Source organism: Pseudotabrizicola algicola (assembly GCF_010915705.1).
In the GTDB taxonomy this organism is placed as follows: Bacteria; Pseudomonadota; Alphaproteobacteria; order Rhodobacterales; family Rhodobacteraceae; genus Pseudotabrizicola; species Pseudotabrizicola algicola.
In genome coordinates, this window is the sequence record NZ_JAAIKE010000013.1 from 23,495 (window position 1) to 43,233 (window position 19,739).

Here is a 19,739-nt window from a genome sequence, read left to right on the forward strand (position 1 = left end):
GTCGAGAAAACATCACTCGTCTGACGAGACACGCCATGAAACGATTGTTCTTCGCCCTTTTCGCAACCCTGTGGCTGTCCGCCTGCGGTGCCGAACCGATCTGGGCGCCAGATGAAGCCGTGGCTAAGGCGCGCTATGAACATGTCGGCCCGACCTCGGTCACGCTCTATACCGTCATGTCGACCCGCAGCGGCGCCGGTGCGCATGCCGGGCTTTTGATCAATGGCTCAGAGCGTGTTCTCTTTGACCCGGCGGGAACTTGGCGACATCCGAAGCTTCCAGAGCGCAACGACGTCCATTTCGGGATCACGCCGAAGATGGTCGACTTCTACATCGACTACCATGCGCGCGAAACTTACGACGTTGTTGAGCAGACAATCATGGTTTCGCCAGAAGTTGCGGACCTGATCATGGCGCGTGCCAAAGTGTACGGCGCGGTGCCCAAGGCGAATTGCACGATTGCAATATCGCGCGTACTTGACGGCGTTCCCGGCTTCGAAAGCCTTCCAATGACCTGGTTTCCGAAACGGATGATGGAAGGTTTCGCAGATCTGCAGGGCGTTCAGACCCGCCGGGTTACGGACGATGACGCAGATGAGAATCACGGCGTCCTTCTGGTGCAGGCCGGGGACACGCGTCTTCGGTAGTTTCTTGGTGATCAGGCCTATTGGGAGCCATACTACGCTCGCCACGCCCGGCCTTTGGCAGTATTTTGCGGTCACACATAGAATGGGGCTTCTGATGATCCTTGCGCGCCGTACTCTTCTTCTTGCCGGACCGGCCATCCTTGCCATGAGCACTGTGCCTTTGCTGGCCGAAGGGGACGAACGGATCCATGTGGTGAAGGACCCTGGCTGCCCCTGTTGCAACGCCTGGATCGGCCACTTGCGCGAAAACGGCTTCAACGTCAGCTTTGAAGAGCGCAGTGTCGAAGATCTCGCGACCTACAAGCGGGAGCGCGGCATCCCGGAGAACCTGTCGTCCTGCCACACGGCGACCATGGGCGACTACACCATCGAAGGGCACGTTCCAGCAGCGGATATCCGCAGGCTGTTGGCGGAACGCCCCTTGGCGGTAGGACTTTCCGTTCCGGGCATGCCATTCGGCTCACCGGGAATGGGTCCAGAGACAGAGCGTCAGGCTTATGACGTGGTCCTGGTCGGTCAAGACGGAAGCAGTACGGTCTTCACCAGCTATCCGGCGGCGTGAGAACCCCACCCGGTGAGCGCCGCGCCAGACACCACAGGATCATCTTGGCAAGCCGACCTCGGAAGCTTGCCAGGCTTCCAGAAGCTCATCCCGCGGCCCCGCTCCGTCAAGCGGTCTGATCGCGACATCCAACCTGCGCGCCGCGTGGTAGGCTGAGGCGGCCAAAAGACCGGGCTCTTTGCCGTAGGCGAGCCGGTAGCGTGCGATGAAACCGTCCATGCGGTCATCACCATTCCAGCCCTCCGCAAGGAGTGCTTGCAACAGAACGGTGCTCGCACGGCTGTATTTGCTCGCCGCGTCGTCGGCGGAAGGCTTCGGTCCAAGGACGATGATGACATCAGCCGCCTCGTCTGGTGGGCCAGTCAACTCCTGGACCAGACTGGTGGCTTCGGCCGGAAGCGGAAGAACATGCACGTCAACGCCGCCCAGATGCCCGTCGGAGGTTTCGTTTGGGTGCCCGTCCCGCTCGTCGGCAGCCAGCAGGAATCCTCGGACAGCCTCCGCAAGGTCTTGCTCAACATTCTCACCGACGACGAGAATTGCTGCGGTGAACGAATGCGCTGCCGCAATTCCAGACAGAGCGATCCATAGTACCGCCGCGAGGGCCGGGACGGCCGAGATCGTCCTGCGAGCAGGGAAGGCGGTGCAACGGGAGCATTCCGAAGCGACTCGTTTCGAACCACTCATTCTGATGCCCGAACAGAAGCCACGATTTCGGAAAGCTGCGCCTTTTCAACAAAACCCGGCACCAACTGATCGCCCACGACAAAGGACGGCGTCCCGTTGAAACCGAGCGCCTCGGCCAGACGCATCGAGGTTGCAATGTGCTCGTCGATCTCTGGCGCCTGCATGTCTGCCTTGAGTCTGTCCAAGTCCAAGCCGATTTCGCCGGCAACACGCAGCACCGTGTCGGCTTCTACCTTGCCACGCATGCCCATCAGAGCATTGTGGAGCTCAGCATATTTGCCCTGCTTCCGGGATGCGAGCGCGGCGCGTGCGGCAAAGGCAGATCCCTCGCTGAGGATTGGCCATTCGCGCATCACCAACCGGATGTTGCCGTCTTCGGCCAGAAGAGCGTCGACTTCCGGCATGGCGCGCTTGCAGTAGGGGCAGTTGTAGTCAAAGAACTCGACCACCGTGATATCGCCCTCCAGATTGCCGAGAACCGGTGCGTTGGGGTCACGTTCCAATGTGTCGCGCTCGTTGGCCAATACTGCGGTTGCGGCGGCTGCCTGTGCTTCAGCCTGCCGTTCTTCGAGGGCCTGAAGCGCCTCGAGGATCAGTTCGGGGTTTTCGCGCAGGGCTTCGGCCACGAGAGCCTTGATGCGTTCATCCGAGACCTCCTGCGCGAAGGACGGCATGGCGACCTGGAAACAGAAGACACTGGCAAATAGCAGGGATTTCATTCGCATCGGGCGGACCTTTCATTTCGTAAATTCTTTGAGGGTTGATGCTTCCTCAAGTAACTAGAGGGGCAAGTTCAAACTTGGACCGACAGCCTATCGTTCGGGCCAGGCATCATGGCGCGAGCGCCTCGACGGCGCTGCGCTCTGCTTGCGTGGCGCGGATGCCGTCGGGCCAAGTCGATTTGATGTAATCCAGAACAGCTTCGATATCCTCGTCCGTCAGACGGTCGCCGAAAGCCGGCATGCCGGAGCTGAAGGCAACGCCCATTTCGTCAAGGACCGCCTGCCCGCCGCGTTTGATGTAGTCGCGCAGCATGATGTCGCCGTGATGCCAGGTGTGGCCGCTCGCATCATGCGGCGGGGCGGGATAGGTCCCGTCCTCATTCGCCGACCGCCAGTCGGGATGCCCTTCCAGATCGGCGCCGTGGCACGACGCGCATTGCGCCCCATAGATGGCGCGACCTTGTTCGAGATCTGGGCTATTGTGGAAGAACGCGCCTGCTTGCGGCGCGGACAGCAGAAAGATTGCCGCGGGCGCAACAACCGCAGCGCCTCTGAACCTGCCATTTCTTGGCTTGGAGGCCTTCATGTCCGGCTCACGGTGATCGGTGTCACCCCATCCGGCGGGAGAATCCGTTCGGACAGTTGAGCCAGATCCTCCCGAATTCGGGCCCGCTGAGCAGTAGGATAGGCATCTTCGGGCGGCAGGCCGCCGTGTTGGGCAAAGAGCATGATGTCGCGCGCGATCGGTGCCGCCGCCGTTGAGCCGCCGCCGCCATGCTCCACTACAACAGTCACGGCATATCGAGGCGCATCAAAGGGTGCGAAGGCCACGAACAGCCCATGGTCCCGCCTGTTCCATGGGAGTTCGTCCTGCGATCGGACACCGGCTGCGCGCTCGGCCGCTGTGATCGAAAACACCTGGCTCGTTCCGGTCTTCCCGGCCATGGCTTTGGTCACATCCGCGATCCGTGACCCGTATGCGGTGCCGCGCTCGTGGTTCGACACCTCGAACATCCCTTGTCGCACGATCGCAAGCGCTTCTGCCGAAAGTCCAAGTGAGACAGGCGCAGGTTCACCCGGGCTGGCCCCACCAGGCGGGCGCACGAGACGCGGGAGGACTGCCGTTCCTGAGGCAAGGCGCGCGGTCATCGTGGCTAGCTGAATTGGCGAGGTCAACGTGAAGCCCTGGCCAATGGACGCGTTGATCGTGTCGCCAATCAACCAATCCTGACCGTAACGCTCTTGCTTCCAGGCGCGCGAGGGATTGTTGCCGTGAACCATTCCCGACAGCGGAAGGTCGTATTTCTGGCCCAGTCCGAGACGGTCATTCATCGCAAAGATGCCATCGATCCCGATCCGTTGCGCAACTTCGTAGAAGTAGACGTCGCAGGACTGCCGCAACGCACCGACCATGTCGACCCGCCCATGGCCGCCGCTTTTCCAGCAATGGAACCTGCGACCAGAGATTTCCACGTACCCGTTGCAGGTCACGGTTTCTGCTGGATCCATGACCCCGCTTTCCAGAGCGGCGAGCGCATTCGCCATTTTGATCGTGGACCCCGGCGGATAGGCCCCTTGAACGGTCTTGTCGGCAAGCGGGCGAAACTCGCTGTCGCGCAGTCCGCTGTAGTCCTTTCTTGAGATCCCCCGCACGAAAAGGTTCGGATCGAATGCGGGGGCAGACGTGCAGCCAAGGAGATCACCATTTGTCACATCCATTACGATTGCTGCCGCGCTTTGTCCTTCGAGGCGCACACGCATGAAGTTCTGCAAATGATGATCCAGTGTGATCTGCATGTCCGAGCCGGGGGTCGGCGGATCAAGTGCCAGCTCGCGCATGGTCCTGCCGCCGGCGTTGACCTCCACCCGCTGAGCTCCCGGCTCACCGCGCAGCGCGCGCTCGTGGATCCGCTCAAGCGCCGTCTTGCCGATCTGGTAGTCCGGCGAGCGCAAAAGCGGATCGGGTTCCCCGTCATTGGCTGTGAGATCGCTGTCGCTGACGGGTCCCACATAGCCGACCTGATGGGCAAAGTCTGGCCCGAAGGGATAGACCCGGGACAGGACCATCTCCGGGTGGACACCCGGAAGCGCCGGGGTGTTCAAGGCGATGATTGACAACTCTTCCCAGGTGACCCTGTCCTTCACGGTCACCGGGACAAAGCCCCGAACGCGGTCAAGTTGCTCCCGAATCCGGTCGATAACCTCACCCGTCAGACCAAGAAGCCGCTGCAGTTTCGCAAGGACGCCATCGACGTCCCGGGCCTCCTCCTTCACGAGCGTAATCCGGTAGGTGTGTTCATTGTCCGCGACGATCTTACCCGAGCGGTCGAAGATGCGGCCCCGGTCGGGGCGCACCAGCCGCAAATTGATCCGGTTTTCCTCGGCGAGGAGGTAGTATTCCTCAGCATCGCGTACACCCAGTTGCCACATCCGGAAACCAAGCACGCCGACCACCGAGGTCATCACACCGCCAAGCAACAGCGACCGACGCGTCGTTACCCGTGCGGCCCGGGCAAGATCTCGTTCAGATCGGCGCATGCTTGGCCCTCTCGTCCTGAGACTCCGGTATGCGTCTGCCGCCGATGGTTTTCAGGTAAGCGGCAAGTCGCAGTCCCAGGACCAAGAGAACCAGTCCGACGAACCAATACTGCAGGGGGTTAGGCTCGGGCGTCGCCCGGTGAAAGCTGAGGAAGTGCATGAACAGGAAGTAGGCGACATGCGCTACAGACAGCCACCAAAGCGGCAGGACACCCATCTGCAGGAACTTCCAGCCGGAAACGCCAAGGCGGCGCATTGCGACCTCGCTTGAGGTTGTAGCCAGGAGGATCGCGAGGAGCAAGGCGGCGATCCCGATTGCGTTGGCCAGACCAAAGCCATGCTGAAGCATGACATAACTGAGGAGGTCGGGATGCCATTCGAAGCCGAAGAGGCGCATCAGGTCCCATTCGACCCAGCCGACAAGAATGATTCCAGCATGCGCAAGCGCCAGAAGGCAGCCGTAGATGCCCGCCTCGCGGCGGTAGGGCAGCACCAACACTGCGGGTCTAAGGAGCCGGGCCAATGGACCCAGACCCATCGAAAGCGCAACCAGCACCAGCGAGGCGTCGGCAAGTGCCCGGTTCCAGCGGTGCATCGGACTCCACTCGCCATGGATAGCCGCAAAAATCAGAACCAAGCCAGCAGAGAGGAGGGCCATCAGCCCGTGCCGCAAAAGTACATTCCGGCTCAGCCGTCGGAACATTGGGTCATGGACCGTGACTGTCTTCATTTCACGTCACCCCGGTCAAGGCCCCGCAGTCCCTGCACCTTCCTGTTGCCAGTGCGGACAGCGCGAAACCGGCGCCACGTTGTCAACGCGGCGGTGCCCATGATGACGAGCCCGGCAGTCGCAAGCCACGGCCGGAGCGGATCAAACCAGGCAAGAAGTGCCGGTCCACCGAAGACCAGCATGAGCACCTTGTTGCAGGTTGGGCAGGCGATTCCGAGAAAGCTGGCAAGCCCACCCGTCCCGGAAGCGCGCAAGTTGCACTGAGGGACCCACATCGCCGCTGTCACACCTCCAAGGAAGGCCGTCAGAACGGTCGCGACGAACTCCCAAGGCCCGACTGGAGTCATCCGGACAAAAAGTGGGTTCGCCCATACGGCAGCGACCGTGCCGAGGACCACAAACAGGGTGATGCCAACAGCCAGGCCGCGCAGGTTGCGGCGAAGGCTGTCATCATTCAGAAAAGTTGCCGGACTTGGGTTATCGCGCATCAAACTCGACCTCTGCAAATTCTTCACCAAAGCCCACGCTGACGACCCACCGACCGGCCATCGGCAGCTTCACTTTTGCCCGCCAGACGCCTGCCTCGACCAAAGCTAGCGGCGGAGTGACCCCGTCCATGTGCATAGCGGCCATTGCAAAGTTCACATCTGGCCGCATTCCTGCGGTTTCGATTGCGTCGGCATTGGGCATGAACTGGATTTCGAGGCGAACCTCTTGGTTGCTGAGCGCAAAGACTTGAACGTCAAGTTGTCCATCCGAAAGCCGCTCGGACACAGAGGCTGTTGGGCTGCCATCGGCCGACGTCGTTTCGCGTGGGTCTAGGGTCCAGACTGTCGTCAAGATAAATACGCCGACGAAGGCAAGAACGCCGAGGGCCAGAATGGCGGCGAGAGCTCTAGTTCCCATTTCCCATATCCATTTGTGAATGATCCATTCCGGCCATCGGGGTCTCGACCGGTGCCGGGGCAGCTTCCGGAATTTCTCCGGTGCCCTCGGGATCGAGGAGATAGGTTGCAATCGCTTCGCGGTCCGCATCGGTAAGGAATGAGGTGCCCGCTACTACGACTTCGGCCATACTGCCGCCAAACGCGTCCCCGTTCGGCAGGATTCCGGACTGAAGCGCATAGGCGAGATTGGCTACGGTCCATCCTCTTGCGACAAGCTCATTCGTCAGGATCGCGGGAGCCTTGCTGCCGCCTGGGAGACTATCGTTTCCAGCAAAGCGAGCGCTGTCATCCAGACCTCCTGCCAGGGTCCGGCCCGTATGACAGGCAGCGCAATGTGCAGCCCCCTCGACCAGTTGCCGTCCGCGGTTCCACGGGGAAGATGCGCCCATAAGTGCGTCCGTCTCGGGCGTGTCAAGGTAGGCCGCGCGCCAGAGCTTCAGCCCCGATCTGAAACTGAACGGAAGGCCGACGTCGTGGGGTGGGGCTGCATCGCCAACAGCCGGGACGGTACGGAACGCCTCCCAGAGGTCGGCAATGTCCTGATCGGTAAAAACGCCGTAGAAAGAGTAGGTGAAAACCGGATAGTAGGGGTCTCCGTCGGGCGACACCCCTTGGCGCACGGCCCTGGCGAAATCCTGCACAGTCCATCGCCCGATCCCGGCCTCCCGATGCGGTGTGATGTTCGGTGGCACGAAGGTGCCGAAGGGCGTGTCAAGAGGCGCACCTCCCGCGAGCGCCAGTCCTTTGGCGGCCGAGTTGGTATGACAGGACACGCAGCCACTTGCGCGCGCGAGATAGGCCCCACGTTCGGCATCGCCGGAAGGAAAGCTCGCGGGCTCGACCTCCCCGATCGGCCAAAGTGCCAACACTCCGGCACCTATACCTGCCACGATGGCTGGGAAGACAAAGGAAAGCCGGATCAAACCCCGCATGGTCAGTTCCGGCCCGCACGAAACTGCGCATGACAGGAAGAGCATGTCGCGCTGATCCGGTTGAAGAGGTCGTCCGCCGCCAGTGTCGTCAGATCGAGCTCCAAAATTGTCGGGTCGGATGTCCCTCGTGTCACCGCGATCTTTTCCGAAGCCGCTCCGTATCCCATCAATTCCGCGACCGTGAAGCCCTGCGTTGGTTGCGGTGTTCCGGTCATGTCCATGCCCGAGTGATCCATGCCAGCCATCTCGCCAGCTGGCGAAATCGCGGGCTCGAGGCCGTTCGGGGCAACTTCAGCCAAGGCATCAGCATAGGCCTTCAGCTCTTCGGAGAGGGCCGCGAACTCCTGCCAATCGGCCCAGATTTCTGGCTTGGCATAGGTGACGCCTTCAAGGCTGTTTTCAGGGAAGAGCGACAGCATCGTCCCGCCCGCATGACTTGCAATGACGCTGGCGCCTTCAGACACAATGAAGGTGTCGTAGGGCACGGTGCCCTGCATCATCGGTGCCAATTCTGCGATGGTGTCGCGCATTGCCGTCATTCCGTTCATTCGGTCCAGGACGACGCCCGTCGCCCCCGTATGTGCCAGTGCCACTGCCGCGACGGCGGAAACGGCAAGCGCGATCGCGCCCGTCCATTGAGATTTCATCTGCCTGACTGCCCTTGGTTTTTTGTTGTTGCTCATTGGCTGCGCCCTGCCGGTCAGGCGGTTCGCACCTTGGGATGAATTCTGGAGTCAGGCTGAGAAAGGGTCGAACCTGAGCCAGTCTTTCAAACCGGCTCTTCTGGTCATCGAACAATCGTTCGGCCTGACTGTCAGGTCAGGGTTCGCGGGGGAGGAAGTGTGATGGCCGGGCCGCCAAAACGGCGTTGCGACTGCTCAGCGTCGGGCTGAAGCACAGCCGGAACGGCCTTGGGCTGTATCGATGCCAGAGCATCCGGCAAAACGAACGCTGTGCAAGTGACGCCGGGATGGCAGGCAGGCGTTACCGAAGATTGCTGTTCGGGGGTATCTGCAGCCTCGACGGTGAGGCCGGAATGATGCTCGTTGCCAGACGCTGCTTCAGCAGATTGTCCCAACATCAAGCCCATGACCAGAGCGACAGTCAGAAGCCACATCGACGCGAAACGCAACCACCTGCGTACAAGCAGGTTTTGCGGGAAGGCCAATGGGTATGCTGTCGCTCTCATCTGTTCAGATCAGCTTGACTTTCGTTCCGACCGGCGTGCGGTCGAACACTTCTTCGATGTGCTCGTTGTAAAGCCCGATGCAGCCGTTCGATGAACGGCGACCGATCTTGCGCGTATCGTGGGTACCATGAATCCGGTAGTACTGCCACGAGAGATACAGGGCGCGGGTGCCAAGCGGATTGGTTGGATCGCCTCCTGGCACAAAGGCTGGCCATTCCGGGTTGCGCTCCCGCATCGAGGGTGTCGGAGCCCAGCTCGGGTTTTCCCGCTTCTCGACGACCTCGGTATATCCCCGCCGGGTCAGTTCATCCGACAGCGGAACCGAAGTGGGGTAGAGAAACATCTGACCATCGCTCGTCCAGTGCTGGAGAACCTTGGCTGTGGTGTCAGAGATGATAACCCCCACCCCAAGCGAGTCGAAGTGGTTCTGCCACTCATGGGTACGGAACGCCGAGATGTTGTTTCGGACGGGCCCTTGGTTATCCTCGGTTGCGAAGGCTGCCCGACCCGTCAAGAAAGGCGCGGCAAGGGCTCCGGCAACGAAAAGTCGTCGACTGACTCGCATGGTCTGCTCCTCTTTTTTGTAACTTTTGCCGGGTTCCAACGTGGGAAGGTCAAATCGCTTCCCGTCTCACAGTGGTCACAAAGAGGTGAAGCCGTGGCGCTTTCGCCGATTTTTGTTGGGAAATTCTCTGCTCACTTCGATGTGAACACCACTCCCATACACCAAGAGCGCTATTCTGCGCCTATGCGTAAGTTTGCGAACATCTTGTGCGGTTTGTGCTTGCTCGTCGCCCTTCTATGGGCGGCGCTTCCTGATCACGCATCCCACGGCGCGCATGCAGATCATGCTCAAACCGCAGCTGTGGACCAGGACGCCTTTTGCAGCGACGGATCAGGCCATGCCTCCTGCCAGCTTGTCGCAACTGCCACCTTGTCATTTTTCGAGGTGGCACCGTCTGCCAAGTCAGAGCAATTCGTGATCACGCCGGTCTCGGCTTCGAGCCGAGCCTTTGCCCCCCGACGCCCACCTCCGCGAACCTTCTTCTGAGTGAACCCTCGTCCTTCACGTTCCCCTCAGGAGTTCGCATGATTTTCCGTCGATCCTTTCTCACCGGCGCAGCCGCCGCAACCCTGTCGATGCCAACTGTCCTTCGCGCCCATACCGAAGAACCCTTTGTCCTGGCCGACGAATTTCAACCTCGTGAGGTCCGAGTCCGAGAGCAACATGCCCCCGGTCAGATCCTGGTCTTCCCGCGAAGTTTCTTTCTCTATTATGTTTTCGATTCCGAGCGGGCCGTCAGGTACGGTGTTGGCGTCGGCAAGGCCGGTCTGGCATTCAAGGGATCGGCAATCGTCGAACGAAAGGCCGAATGGCCGTCATGGCGCCCGACAAACGACATGATCCGCCGGAATCCCGATCGCTATGCCCAATTCGCCGATGGGGTGCCGGGCGGACCGGGCAACCCACTGGGCGCCCGAGCCCTCTACCTTTACCGCGACGGGCGCGACACCTACTACCGGATTCACGGCACGACAGAGCCCTGGTCGATTGGACAATCTGTGTCGAACGGCTGCATCAGGATGCTGAACGAACATGTGATCCAACTCTACGAGCAGGTACCCGTCGGAACACCGGTGACAGTCCTGTGACGATTCGGCGTCGTGATCTCTTTGTAGTGGGGGGCATCATTGCCGTGATCTATGGACTGCGGGCCTTGCCTTGGGACCGGCTTGGCGGACGCGGACTTTCCTATGTCGACATCGAGGGTGTGCCGCCATTTCGTCGACTGGAGCTGGCCGGTCAGACCTCCACGGCAAACATCGCACTTGTCGGTCTCGATGGGCCACTACCTGAAGCGGGAGCACGCAGGGCGCGCATGGAGACCCTGCGCACCGACCCATGCCCGGCCTTATTTGGGAACAGCGCCTCCAATTCTGAGGTTCCCATCGCCTACTTCAGCGAGTTTCGTTGTCCGTTCTGCCGTGCTCTCGAGCGAGATCTTGAAAGCCTACTGGCCGAGGACCCAACTGCATTCCGGCTCGTGCAACACGAACTTCCGATCTTCGGGCCGCCGTCTGAGCTGGCCGCCCGGGCATCCGTTGCCGCCGCACGTCAGGGCAAGCAACAGGAGCTTCGCCGCCGCTTCATGCGGACACCGATGGTTGCCGAAGAGGCCTCGGTACGTCGTGTTGCGGAGTCCCTTGATCTGGATGTCGAGCAGCTCTTAATCGACATGTCCTCCGCCGGGGTCCAGGCCGAACTCGACCGAACACGCGCACTTGCCGATCTCTTCGGGTTCATCGGCACCCCAGGTCTGGTGATCGGACGGACCGTGCTCAGCGGTGCGGTTCCCCTTTCCCTTCTCCGACAGATTGCGGAAGAAGAGAAGGCCGAACCATTTCCGGCCTGTTGATGCGATGAACACACCAACTCATATGCTGATCGGGGCCGCTGTCTTTGCGCGGCCCGTCGTGCCGTCCACTCTGGTAGCGGCCATACTGGGCGGGCTCGCTCCTGATGTTCCGATGTTTGCGTTGGTCCTATTTTCGACACGCCTGGTCGGAATTCCGCAGCATGAAGTTTTTGGAGACCTCTTCTACTCGCACTCATGGCAGGCCGTCTTTGCCGTTGATCACAGCTTTTTCGTCTGGGGCCTGCTTCTTGCTCTTGGACACTGGCGACGTCACCTCATTCTCACCGCCTTTGCAGGGGCCGGCTTTTTGCACGCGGCCACCGACTTCATCACCCATCATGACGATGCTCGCCGCCAATTCTGGCCCGTGTCGGACTGGGTATTCCGCAGTCCGGTCAGCTACTGGGACCCGAACTATTACGGCGGTATCATCGGCGTGGTGGAACTAGGGCTGGTTCTGTTCGCCACTGCCTTTCTCTGCTGGCGGCACCGAAAACTTTGGCAGCGCGTCGTGATCGTCATTTTGGCCGCTCTGATCGTCGTACCCGTGATAGTTACAGGCGGCTTCCACGGACTTCACGGCATGGGCTGAAAGAGCGCACCGCAACATGCTCCGGATTCTCGCTCCGTAAGGCTTGCATTGTCAATCGGGATTGATCGCGCCCCCTCTGAGCTTTTCGAAAGGGCCGCTTGGTCTTGCTAGGCGCTCAATGTTCCCTTAGCTCGATCTGTATCGCCGCAGGAGTTGTGCATTGATCGCTACAATAATGGTCGATGCCGACATGAATACGGCGCCGACTGCAGGTGTCATGAGGAAGCCGGTGCCGAACGTGATGCCAGCAGCCATTGGAATGGCAAATGCGTTGTATCCGGTCGCCCAGATCAGGTTCTGCACCATTTTCGAATACGTCGCTCGGGACAGGCCAAGAATGGCCTCCACATCCCGTGGGTCAGACCGCACCAGGACCACGTCGGCGGATTCCACGGCGACATCCGTGCCCGCACCAATGGCAATTCCAAGATCGGCTTCGACGAGCGCCGGCGCGTCGTTCACCCCGTCTCCAACCATTGCGACCTTCAGACCCCTGGCGCGAAGTTCTTTCACGCGGGCCGCTTTCTGCTCCGGGAGAACCTGTGCGAAATATTCAGCGAGGCCGAGTTCTGCAGCGACCGATTTCGCGACCCCCTCCGCGTCTCCCGTCATCATGATGGACCTGACACCCCTTGCCTTGAGACGCGCGACGACATCACGCGATTGCGTGCGCACGATGTCTGCCAAAGCCAGCAACGCATAGGGCTGGCCGCCCACCTCCAGCACCACGACGGTCTTGCCGGCCGCCTCCAGCAGGGCGAGTCGGGGGTCGGTTACAGGTCTGTCCTGCCGCAGGAGATGACTGGGGCTGACAATCGCGATTTCCTGCCCTTCAACGCGCGCCGTTACGCCAGCACCAGTGATGCTCTGCAATCCTTCCGGGGCCGGAAATCCGATGCCACGGGTTTTCGCGGCGGCGACGACTCCCATGGCGATCGGATGCTGCGACTGGCTTTCAACCGATGCCGCAAGGCGCAAGGCGGTTGTCTCGTCGCCATCTTGCAGCAAAACCAGATCGCTGACGCCGAACCTGCCCTCGGTCAGTGTGCCTGTCTTGTCAAAGACCACGGCATTCAGATCCCGCGCACGCTCGAAGGCCGCACGGTCGCGAATCAGCAGTCCGTTGCGCGCTGCCAGCGATGTCGAGACGGCCACGACGAGCGGCACGGCAAGGCCAAGCGCATGCGGGCAGGCGATGACCATGACCGTCACCATCCGCTCAAGCGCAAAAGTGGCCCCCGCCCCGACCGCATACCAGTAGCCGAACGATCCGAGGCCGACGGTGATGGCAATCCAAGTCAGGACAGTCGCTGCGCGCGAAGCCAGATCCTGTGTGCGCGAGCGGCTGTCCTGCGCCACTTTCACCATGGCGATGACCTGTGACAGGTAGGTCGCCTCGCCCGTCGCCTTCACCTCGATGGTAACAGCACCTTCGCCATTTACCGCACCGCCGATGACAACCTCGCCCGCAGACCGCGTGACAGGTTTCGATTCCCCGGTCAGCATGGCCTCGTTGAAGGATGATGTGCCTTCGATGATCGTTCCATCGACCGGCACTTTGGCGCCGGGGCGGATCACGACCCGGTCGCCGGCGATCAGGGCCGCGACGGGCACGTCCTCCGTTCCACCGTCCGCGGTGACCCGCAGTGCGGTATCGGGCAGCAGGCGTACCAGTTCCTCCAAAGCGCGAGAAGCGCCGAGGACGGACCTCATCTCAAGCCAATGTCCCAAAAGCATGATCGTGACGAGCGTGGCCAGTTCCCAATAGAACGGCTCTCCGCCGGGCAGTCCCAGCGTGACGGCAGCCGAGTAGAAATAGGCTGTCGAGATGGCAAGCGCGACCAGCGTCATCATGCCCGGACGACCACTGCGGATTTCTGGAAGCGCCCCTTTCAGGAAAGGCCAGCCGCCCCAGAAATAGATGATCGAAGACAGGGCCAGCGCGACCCACTCTTCGCCGGCAAACAGGGGTGCCATCCCCTGCCCCGTGAAGTTCCGCACCATCGGCGACAGCACCAAGACCGGGACGGTCAGGACGAGGCATACCCAGAACCGGCGGCGGAAATCGGCCACCATGTCGCCGTGTCCTGCGTGGGCACTACCCCCCTGTGGCGCATGCCCCATCGAGGTGTGATCAACTGAGGGCTTGGCACCATGACCCATCCCGGCATGGTCCATTCCGGCGTTCGGCGGGTGGTTGTCCGGTTTCTGCGCGCTGTTGGCCATCGAACCGAACTCCTTTGCGTCCCGGATTAACAGGCGGCGCGGCCGATCCCGACCGCGCCGCTCAAGGTCATCCCGGGCTTACATGCCCTTGGTGGCGAGAAAGGCCTTGAGCGTAGCGATCTCGGATTCCTGCGCCGCAATGATCGCCTCCGCCAGCTTGCGCATTTCGGGGTCCTTGCCGAATTCAAGCTGGATCTTCGCCATGTCAATGGCGGCCTGATGGTGAGGAATCATGCCCCGGGCGAAATCGATATCCGGGTCGCCGGTATAGGGCACCATCATGTCGGCCATCATCTTGTCCATCGCGGCAGCGTTGGCGACGGTAGCCGGGTCATTGGCGAGTTCCGGGGGTATCAGGGTCGCATGGCTCATCATGCCCATATCCCCCATGCCCATGCCACCCATGTTGGAGTGGTCCATGCCCTCCATGGTTTGCTGGGCGAATGCGATTCCGCTGACAACAGCAACTGCAGCAATAGACAGCGCGAGAGTACGTTTGTTCATTCAGATTTTCCTTCGATGATTATGCTTTGTCAGGCAGGCGCGTAGCCGACCTCGGTCAGCGCAGCGACCAACCGATCGCGAGAAGCCGCTGATTTCACTTCGACCTTGTGCGAGGCCGGATCTGCGGTCACCTCAGCGGAGGGGTCCACCGACTGGATCGCCTTGGTGACGCTGCGCGCGCAGCCGCCGCAGGTCATGTTTTCGATGTGGAACTGCATGAGTGTCTCCTTTGGACAGTCGCCTCATGCACTTTGATATGGGCCTTCCCACCGTTGTAAGGTCAAGAGAACAATTCCGTGATCATACAAATTGAAATCAGGGCTTGACCTTACCATCATGGGAAGCCCTATCTCAGTCAGCGGAGTAACTCGCCACCGGAGTGCCGCGATGAACATACAAGCCCCTCAACACGCCACTGCAGACCTTGGCAGGATCGTGATCGACGTCGAGGGCATGACCTGCGCATCTTGTGTCGGGCGCGTTGAACGCGCACTGCAGGCTGTCCCCGGGGTAAAAACTGCAGCCGTCAACCTCGCGACGGAACGGGCAGAAATCATCGGACCGGACCTAGACCGGTCGGCTCTGGTCAAGGCAATCGAGGACGCGGGCTATGATGTGCCAACGCGTCCCGTCGATATCGTCATCGAGGGGATGACCTGCGCCTCCTGCGTGGCACGGGTAGAGCGGGCGTTGAAGACGGTGCCCGGTGTGACCGCAGCCAATGTCAATCTGGCCACGGAACGCGCCACGGTCACCGGAACGGCGGACCTTGCCTCCCTGATCGGCGTCATCGCGGATGCGGGTTACGAGGCGCGAGCAGCGGCCGAAACCGCCATCATGTCGGAAGAGTCCGCGGCGAGGAAAACGGGCGAGGAAGCCGCATTGAGGCGCGATGTGCTTTTTGCTGCGGCTCTGACGCTGCCGGTGTTTGTCCTCGAGATGGGATCGCATCTGTTCATGTGGGTCCACATGGCGGTGATGAACAGCATTGGCATGCAGAACAACTGGTACATTCAGTTCGCCTTGACGACCGTGGTCCTCCTTGGTCCTGGCCTCAGGTTTTACCGCAAGGGGTTTCCGGCCTTGGCGCGTCTGGCTCCTGACATGAACAGCCTGGTCGCGGTCGGAACGTTGGCTGCCTTCGGTTATTCCCTCGTGGCAACCTTTGCCCCCGGAATCCTGCCCCCAGGCACCCAAAATGTCTATTACGAGGCGGCGGCAGTCATCGTCACATTGATCCTCCTTGGTCGTCTACTTGAAGCTCGCGCCAAAGGCCGGACCTCAGAGGCGATCAAGCGGCTGGTCGGACTTCAGGCCAAGACCGCCCGTGTTCTTCGCAATGGCGGCCTTGTCGAAGTGCCGGTCGCCGAAGTCCGCCCGGGCGATGTCGTTGAAGTCCGCCCTGGCGAGCGGGTGCCGGTCGACGGCGAGGTCACGACGGGCGCCAGCTGGATCGACGAAAGCATGATCTCGGGCGAGCCCGTGCCGGTCGAGAAGGCACAGGGCAGCACCGTGACCGGTGGCACAGTAAACCAGACCGGTGCGTTCAGTTTCCGGGCGACGGCGGTGGGCGAGGCCACGATGCTGGCGCAGATCATCCGCATGGTCGAAGCCGCGCAAGGCGGCAAGCTGCCGATCCAGGCGCTGGTCGACCGCGTGACGATGTGGTTCGTTCCCGTCGTCATGGCGCTTGCCGTGCTGACCTTCGCCGTCTGGCTGATCTTCGGGCCTGATCCGGCCCTGACCTTTGGCCTGGTCAACGCCGTCGCCGTCCTCATCATTGCCTGTCCCTGCGCCATGGGTCTGGCCACGCCAACGTCGATCATGGTCGGCACCGGGCGTGGTGCCGAGATGGGCGTGCTCTTCCGCAAGGGCGAGGCCCTGCAGGCCTTGCAGAGCGTCAAGGTGGTCGCGTTGGACAAGACCGGTACCCTGACCGAGGGCAAGCCGCGCCTGACCGACATGGCGCTGGCACCGGGCTTCGACCGCGCCGCAGTGCTGGCCGTGGTGGCGGCTGTCGAAGCGAAGTCCGAGCATCCGATCGCCCGCGCCATTGTCGCGGCGGCCGAAGCCGAGGGCCTGATCCTTCCTGAGGTCACTGCCTTCGATTCCGTCACCGGTTTCGGTGTCATGGCGGCGGCGGGCGGACAGCGGGTCGACGTCGGCGCCGACCGCTACATGGTCAAGCTCGGCCTCGATGTCTCCGGCTTCGGCGACACTGCGACCCGGCTCGGCGACGAGGGCAAGTCACCGCTCTATGCCGCGATCGACGGCAAACTTGCTGCAATCATCGCCGTTGCGGACCCGATCAAGGAAACCACGCCGCAGGCGATCCAGGCATTGCACCGGCTGGGGCTGAAGGTTGCCATGATCACCGGCGACAATGGCCGCACGGCGAACGCCATCGCCCGCCAGCTTGGCATCGACGAAGTGGTGGCCGAGGTGCTGCCCGACGGCAAAGTCGCTGCGGTGAAACGTCTGAAGGCACTGGGCGCGCTGGCCTATGTCGGCGACGGGATCAACGATGCGCCCGCCCTGGCCGAAGCGGATGTGGGCCTTGCCGTCGGAACCGGCACCGACATTGCCATCGAAGCGGCGGACGTCGTACTTATGTCGGGCAGGCTGACTGCCGTCTCGGATGCCATCGCACTTTCCAAGGCCACGATGCGAAACATCCGCCAGAACCTGTTCTGGGCCTTCATCTACAACGCCATGCTGATCCCGGTTGCCGCAGGCGCACTCTGGCCCGCCTTCGGTATCCTGCTGTCGCCGATCTTTGCCGCCGCTGCGATGGCGCTGTCGTCGGTCTTCGTTCTTGGCAATGCGCTGCGACTGCGGCGCTTTGCACCTTCAATCGCCGCGTAAGGAGGCCCTGAGATGAACATCGGTGAAGCTTCAAAATCTTCGGGCGTTTCCGCCAAGATGATTCGCTACTATGAGTCGATCGGGCTCATCCCGGAAGCAGGAAGGACGGTAGCAGGATATCGCGTCTACACGATGACCGATGTTCAGCTACTGCGCTTCATCCGAAGGGCGCGGGACTTGGGTTTTTCCGTCGAGAAGATCGAAGAGTTGCTGGCGCTCTGGCAGGATCGTTCGCGGCAGAGTGCCGATGTGAAACAGATTGCCCTTCAGCAGATCGCCGGTCTTGAAGTTCGAATTCGTGAAATGCAGGCAATGATGGACACGCTTCGTCATCTGGCAGATGCGTGCTGCGGCGATCACCGCCCGGACTGTCCGATCCTTGCCGACCTCGTGAATGGCCCCGATCATGGCAGCGGAGCGCGCGAGGAAGATCAACAATCCGCGCCCCGCTCCGGCAAGGCTGCCGGACTTCAAGCGCATTGACATTCTGCGGCGTGCGCATGATCGTGATTTTGTTTGGTGTTCATGGGATGCAGAAGCCCCGAACTCAATCGGGAATGAGGAAGGGCGGGCCCAGTTGCGGCGCCCGATACCTGAGCCGCCCCCGCGACTGTATGCGGTAGTGGCCCTTGGATATGCCACTGGGCAACTGCCCGGGAAGGCGAAGGGTTGCAGTGACCGTGAGCCAGGAGACCGGCCAGACAGGAGACTTAACCCCAATCCCGTCGGGTGTGATGAGCGGAGAGACATCATGTCTGCCACCACTCTTTCCACCGCGTCCGTACAGCACGCAGGTCTGGTTCGGCCCATCCTGACCAGTGCTGTCCTTGGTGTGTTTCTCATCTTTGCGGCAGGTTTCGCCTCTTCAGATGCGCTGCATGCCGCAACACATGATACCCGCCACGCCACCGGCTTTCCCTGCCACTGACAGATCGGGTTAGCTGACATGACGAAGTCCCTGCTGTCCGGCGGGGTGATTGCTGGTGCCGTTACGGGCCTCGCGGTTGCCTTTTTGCAGTTTTTTCTGATCCAGCCACTTATCATCGAAGCCGAGCGATACGAGACCGGCGAACTTGTCCTGATGGGGGTGGCGCAAGATGACCCCTCGGGATCGAGTGGCGATCCTGTCCTGCCTGCGCACAATACCGACGACGCTGACGAAGAGGTTGGTATCGTCGTGCGAAACGGCCTGACGGTCCTGACTTTGGTCTTGACCTGGTCAGGCTTTGGCCTGGTCGCGGGAGCTGCTCTTGCGACACACCGTGCCCTGTGGGGTCCACACAGCATTTCTGTGCCCGCGCTCGCCCTTTCCGGCTTCGCTGCATTCGCCCTGTCACCTAGCTTGGGACTGCCACCGGAGTTGCCAGGCATGCAGGCCGCTGATCTGTCGGACAGGCAAATCTGGTGGGTCATGACGGCGGCGGCGACGGTGGCGGGGCTTTTCTTCTTAAGCGGGGTCAAGTCCCGGCTAGGGCGTCTCGCAGGGCTTGCTCTGATGGTGGCCCCCCACCTTCTCGGGGCACCGCAGCCACCCGCTTCCGTCCCGGTCATTCCTCCGGATCTGGCCGCGCTCTACAGTGCCCAGGTACTCGGTCTGAGCCTGATCGGCTGGCTTGCTCTCGCATCCCTTCTCTTCCGATTGATGCCGGAAGACGGGCGAGAGCAACCTATTGTGGTCGCAGAAGCTGTTGACACCCGTTGAAAGAGCAGTCGGAATGTCCCACGCGATCCGTTTTGGCGGTGATCCGATCATCGCCCTTCACATCTTGAACCGCACGATGACGTCGAGGAGAACTTTTTCGGGTGGCTGACGCCCGACGCCTGTGCAGAGCTGTCAGTCCGTAGCGCGCCACATCCGATACCGTCCCTGCCCCGTTACCTCGCGGATCAAACCCCGCTCCTCCATCTAGGCGAGGTTGCGCTGGACGCCGGCGCGGCTGGCAACGGTCAGCACCTCGGCCATAGGGGCTGAGGCGAGAGGCCATTGAGTCAGCATGGCGCGCAAGGTCGGGGGGGTTCTGCCCGAGAGCGGAGCCTTCGCGGTTTCTGCCCGCTCTGACCATTCCTCAGTATCGTCGAGGTGCCGCATCGCTGTAAGGCATTCCATCTCCAGTCCCTCGAGTTAGAGCCAACGGCAGCAGACCGAACGCAACGGCCCCCGCTGGAGCCGTTGCGATGTCC

The 19,739-nt window shown here is 61.4% G+C and carries 22 protein-coding genes, 1 pseudogene and 1 riboswitch; of the genes and pseudogenes, 9 read left to right on the plus strand and 14 right to left on the minus strand.

All coding sequences use genetic code 11. From position 1 onward, the window contains the following. The first annotated feature begins 35 nt into the window (after positions 1 to 35). Complete coding sequence (locus G3572_RS20375; protein WP_164615315.1) at positions 36 to 647, plus strand: hypothetical protein; 612 nt, start codon at positions 36 to 38, stop codon at positions 645 to 647. Positions 648 to 741: 94 nt separating this feature from the next. Beyond that, complete coding sequence (locus G3572_RS20380; protein ID WP_164615317.1) at positions 742 to 1,209, plus strand: DUF411 domain-containing protein; 468 nt, start codon at positions 742 to 744, stop codon at positions 1,207 to 1,209. Positions 1,210 to 1,248: 39 nt separating this feature from the next. Here G3572_RS20380 and G3572_RS20385 read toward each other — a convergent pair whose 3' ends face one another. The 10 genes from G3572_RS20385 to G3572_RS20430 all read right to left on the minus strand — a co-directional run bounded on the left by G3572_RS20385 (position 1,249) and on the right by G3572_RS20430 (position 9,519). Continuing rightward, positions 1,249 to 1,896, minus strand: coding sequence for a hypothetical protein (locus G3572_RS20385; RefSeq protein WP_164615319.1), 648 nt, complete (start codon positions 1,894 to 1,896; stop codon positions 1,249 to 1,251). Continuing rightward, entirely contained in the window at positions 1,893 to 2,621 is a 729-nt protein-coding gene (locus tag G3572_RS20390) for a DsbA family protein (RefSeq protein WP_164615321.1), read from the minus strand. Before G3572_RS20390 ends, G3572_RS20385 begins: the two co-directional genes overlap by 4 nt. A gap of 106 nt (positions 2,622 to 2,727) precedes the next feature. Then, positions 2,728 to 3,204 (minus strand): c-type cytochrome, encoded by a 477-nt coding sequence (locus tag G3572_RS20395; RefSeq protein WP_164615323.1) that lies wholly within the window; start codon positions 3,202 to 3,204, stop codon positions 2,728 to 2,730. Next, complete coding sequence (gene mrdA, locus G3572_RS20400; protein ID WP_164615325.1) at positions 3,201 to 5,156, minus strand: penicillin-binding protein 2; 1,956 nt, start codon at positions 5,154 to 5,156, stop codon at positions 3,201 to 3,203. Before mrdA ends, G3572_RS20395 begins: the two co-directional genes overlap by 4 nt. Next, positions 5,143 to 5,886, minus strand: coding sequence for a ferric reductase-like transmembrane domain-containing protein (locus tag G3572_RS20405; RefSeq protein WP_240335663.1), 744 nt, complete (start codon positions 5,884 to 5,886; stop codon positions 5,143 to 5,145). The genes mrdA and G3572_RS20405 overlap by 14 nt, the downstream gene beginning before the upstream one ends. After that, positions 5,883 to 6,374: a hypothetical protein gene (locus tag G3572_RS20410; protein WP_164615327.1), complete on the minus strand. Its 492-nt coding sequence runs from the start codon at positions 6,372 to 6,374 to the stop codon at positions 5,883 to 5,885. Before G3572_RS20410 ends, G3572_RS20405 begins: the two co-directional genes overlap by 4 nt. Then, complete coding sequence (locus G3572_RS20415; RefSeq protein ID WP_164615329.1) at positions 6,364 to 6,792, minus strand: FixH family protein; 429 nt, start codon at positions 6,790 to 6,792, stop codon at positions 6,364 to 6,366. The genes G3572_RS20410 and G3572_RS20415 overlap by 11 nt, the downstream gene beginning before the upstream one ends. Beyond that, positions 6,782 to 7,765, minus strand: coding sequence for a c-type cytochrome (locus G3572_RS20420; protein ID WP_435530994.1), 984 nt, complete (start codon positions 7,763 to 7,765; stop codon positions 6,782 to 6,784). Before G3572_RS20420 ends, G3572_RS20415 begins: the two co-directional genes overlap by 11 nt. A 2-nt stretch (positions 7,766 to 7,767) precedes the next feature. After that, on the minus strand, positions 7,768 to 8,448 hold the full coding sequence (locus tag G3572_RS20425) for a c-type cytochrome (protein WP_164615331.1): 681 nt from the start codon (positions 8,446 to 8,448) through the stop codon (positions 7,768 to 7,770). 510 nt (positions 8,449 to 8,958) lie between these two features. Next, the gene (locus tag G3572_RS20430) at positions 8,959 to 9,519 is read right to left on the minus strand and encodes a L,D-transpeptidase (protein ID WP_164615333.1); all 561 of its coding nucleotides are present in this window, start codon (positions 9,517 to 9,519) and stop codon (positions 8,959 to 8,961) included. Between the two features lie 524 nt (positions 9,520 to 10,043). Here G3572_RS20430 and G3572_RS20435 point away from each other — a divergent pair. The 3 genes from G3572_RS20435 to G3572_RS20445 are packed head-to-tail and all read left to right on the plus strand — an operon-like array spanning position 10,044 to position 11,963. Next, positions 10,044 to 10,607: a L,D-transpeptidase gene (locus G3572_RS20435; protein WP_164615335.1), complete on the plus strand. Its 564-nt coding sequence runs from the start codon at positions 10,044 to 10,046 to the stop codon at positions 10,605 to 10,607. 44 nt (positions 10,608 to 10,651) lie between these two features. Beyond that, on the plus strand, positions 10,652 to 11,371 hold the full coding sequence (locus G3572_RS20440) for a DsbA family protein (protein ID WP_164615337.1): 720 nt from the start codon (positions 10,652 to 10,654) through the stop codon (positions 11,369 to 11,371). A 4-nt stretch (positions 11,372 to 11,375) separates the two neighbouring features. After that, the gene (locus G3572_RS20445) at positions 11,376 to 11,963 is read left to right on the plus strand and encodes a cobalamin biosynthesis protein CobQ (RefSeq protein WP_164615339.1); all 588 of its coding nucleotides are present in this window, start codon (positions 11,376 to 11,378) and stop codon (positions 11,961 to 11,963) included. 126 nt (positions 11,964 to 12,089) lie between these two features. Here the strand turns inward: G3572_RS20445 and G3572_RS20450 are convergent, their stop codons facing one another. The 3 genes from G3572_RS20450 to G3572_RS20460 all read right to left on the minus strand — a co-directional run bounded on the left by G3572_RS20450 (position 12,090) and on the right by G3572_RS20460 (position 14,911). Next, a complete protein-coding gene (locus tag G3572_RS20450; protein WP_205518836.1) occupies positions 12,090 to 14,189 on the minus strand; it encodes a copper-translocating P-type ATPase in 2,100 nt (699 codons plus the stop codon). 78 nt (positions 14,190 to 14,267) lie between these two features. Further along, positions 14,268 to 14,693 carry a CopM family metallochaperone gene (copM, locus tag G3572_RS20455; RefSeq protein WP_164615341.1) on the minus strand — a complete coding sequence of 142 codons (426 nt, stop codon included), beginning with the start codon at positions 14,691 to 14,693 and terminating at the stop codon, positions 14,268 to 14,270. 29 nt (positions 14,694 to 14,722) lie between these two features. Further along, positions 14,723 to 14,911 (minus strand): heavy-metal-associated domain-containing protein, encoded by a 189-nt coding sequence (locus tag G3572_RS20460; protein ID WP_164615343.1) that lies wholly within the window; start codon positions 14,909 to 14,911, stop codon positions 14,723 to 14,725. 169 nt (positions 14,912 to 15,080) lie between these two features. On the opposite strand from G3572_RS20460, the gene G3572_RS20465 reads away from it, so the two are divergent. From G3572_RS20465 to G3572_RS20480, 4 genes are all read left to right on the plus strand, one after another. Further along, positions 15,081 to 17,558: a heavy metal translocating P-type ATPase gene (locus tag G3572_RS20465; protein ID WP_164615345.1), complete on the plus strand. Its 2,478-nt coding sequence runs from the start codon at positions 15,081 to 15,083 to the stop codon at positions 17,556 to 17,558. A gap of 12 nt (positions 17,559 to 17,570) precedes the next feature. After that, a complete protein-coding gene (gene cueR / locus G3572_RS20470; protein WP_164615347.1) occupies positions 17,571 to 18,041 on the plus strand; it encodes a Cu(I)-responsive transcriptional regulator in 471 nt (156 codons plus the stop codon). A 17-nt stretch (positions 18,042 to 18,058) separates the two neighbouring features. Then, a riboswitch (cobalamin riboswitch) is annotated at positions 18,059 to 18,274 on the plus strand. 35 nt (positions 18,275 to 18,309) lie between these two features. Then, positions 18,310 to 18,486, plus strand: a complete 177-nt coding sequence (locus G3572_RS20475; protein ID WP_164615349.1) for a CbtB domain-containing protein — start codon at positions 18,310 to 18,312, stop codon at positions 18,484 to 18,486. Positions 18,487 to 18,504: 18 nt separating this feature from the next. Next, entirely contained in the window at positions 18,505 to 19,260 is a 756-nt protein-coding gene (locus tag G3572_RS20480) for a CbtA family protein (RefSeq protein ID WP_164615351.1), read from the plus strand. 132 nt (positions 19,261 to 19,392) lie between these two features. Here G3572_RS20480 and G3572_RS20485 read toward each other — a convergent pair. Further along, positions 19,393 to 19,680: pseudogene (locus tag G3572_RS20485) on the minus strand (helix-turn-helix domain-containing protein); the annotation flags it as partial. Positions 19,681 to 19,739 lie beyond the last annotated feature (59 nt).

What these genes read in the sequence shown, in the direction of transcription:
- G3572_RS20415 (WP_164615329.1), bottom strand. Translation starts at nt 6,792, where the DNA reads ATGGGAACTAGAGCTCTCGCCGCCATTCTGGCCCTCGGCGTTCTTGCC.
- mrdA (WP_164615325.1), bottom strand. Translation starts at nt 5,156, where the DNA reads ATGCGCCGATCTGAACGAGATCTTGCCCGGGCCGCACGGGTAACGACG.
- G3572_RS20385 (WP_164615319.1), bottom strand. Translation starts at nt 1,896, where the DNA reads ATGAGTGGTTCGAAACGAGTCGCTTCGGAATGCTCCCGTTGCACCGCC.
- G3572_RS20475 (WP_164615349.1), top strand. Translation starts at nt 18,310, where the DNA reads ATGTCTGCCACCACTCTTTCCACCGCGTCCGTACAGCACGCAGGTCTG.
- G3572_RS20450 (WP_205518836.1), bottom strand. Translation starts at nt 14,189, where the DNA reads ATGGCCAACAGCGCGCAGAAACCGGACAACCACCCGCCGAACGCCGGA.
- G3572_RS20435 (WP_164615335.1), top strand. Translation starts at nt 10,044, where the DNA reads ATGATTTTCCGTCGATCCTTTCTCACCGGCGCAGCCGCCGCAACCCTG.
- G3572_RS20375 (WP_164615315.1), top strand. Translation starts at nt 36, where the DNA reads ATGAAACGATTGTTCTTCGCCCTTTTCGCAACCCTGTGGCTGTCCGCC.
- G3572_RS20460 (WP_164615343.1), bottom strand. Translation starts at nt 14,911, where the DNA reads ATGCAGTTCCACATCGAAAACATGACCTGCGGCGGCTGCGCGCGCAGC.
- G3572_RS20395 (WP_164615323.1), bottom strand. Translation starts at nt 3,204, where the DNA reads ATGAAGGCCTCCAAGCCAAGAAATGGCAGGTTCAGAGGCGCTGCGGTT.
- G3572_RS20480 (WP_164615351.1), top strand. Translation starts at nt 18,505, where the DNA reads ATGACGAAGTCCCTGCTGTCCGGCGGGGTGATTGCTGGTGCCGTTACG.
- G3572_RS20420 (WP_435530994.1), bottom strand. Translation starts at nt 7,765, where the DNA reads ATGCGGGGTTTGATCCGGCTTTCCTTTGTCTTCCCAGCCATCGTGGCA.
- G3572_RS20430 (WP_164615333.1), bottom strand. Translation starts at nt 9,519, where the DNA reads ATGCGAGTCAGTCGACGACTTTTCGTTGCCGGAGCCCTTGCCGCGCCT.
- G3572_RS20465 (WP_164615345.1), top strand. Translation starts at nt 15,081, where the DNA reads ATGAACATACAAGCCCCTCAACACGCCACTGCAGACCTTGGCAGGATC.
- G3572_RS20380 (WP_164615317.1), top strand. Translation starts at nt 742, where the DNA reads ATGATCCTTGCGCGCCGTACTCTTCTTCTTGCCGGACCGGCCATCCTT.
- copM (WP_164615341.1), bottom strand. Translation starts at nt 14,693, where the DNA reads ATGAACAAACGTACTCTCGCGCTGTCTATTGCTGCAGTTGCTGTTGTC.
- G3572_RS20410 (WP_164615327.1), bottom strand. Translation starts at nt 6,374, where the DNA reads ATGCGCGATAACCCAAGTCCGGCAACTTTTCTGAATGATGACAGCCTT.
- G3572_RS20405 (WP_240335663.1), bottom strand. Translation starts at nt 5,886, where the DNA reads ATGAAGACAGTCACGGTCCATGACCCAATGTTCCGACGGCTGAGCCGG.
- G3572_RS20425 (WP_164615331.1), bottom strand. Translation starts at nt 8,448, where the DNA reads ATGAGCAACAACAAAAAACCAAGGGCAGTCAGGCAGATGAAATCTCAA.
- G3572_RS20390 (WP_164615321.1), bottom strand. Translation starts at nt 2,621, where the DNA reads ATGCGAATGAAATCCCTGCTATTTGCCAGTGTCTTCTGTTTCCAGGTC.
- G3572_RS20445 (WP_164615339.1), top strand. Translation starts at nt 11,376, where the DNA reads ATGAACACACCAACTCATATGCTGATCGGGGCCGCTGTCTTTGCGCGG.
- cueR (WP_164615347.1), top strand. Translation starts at nt 17,571, where the DNA reads ATGAACATCGGTGAAGCTTCAAAATCTTCGGGCGTTTCCGCCAAGATG.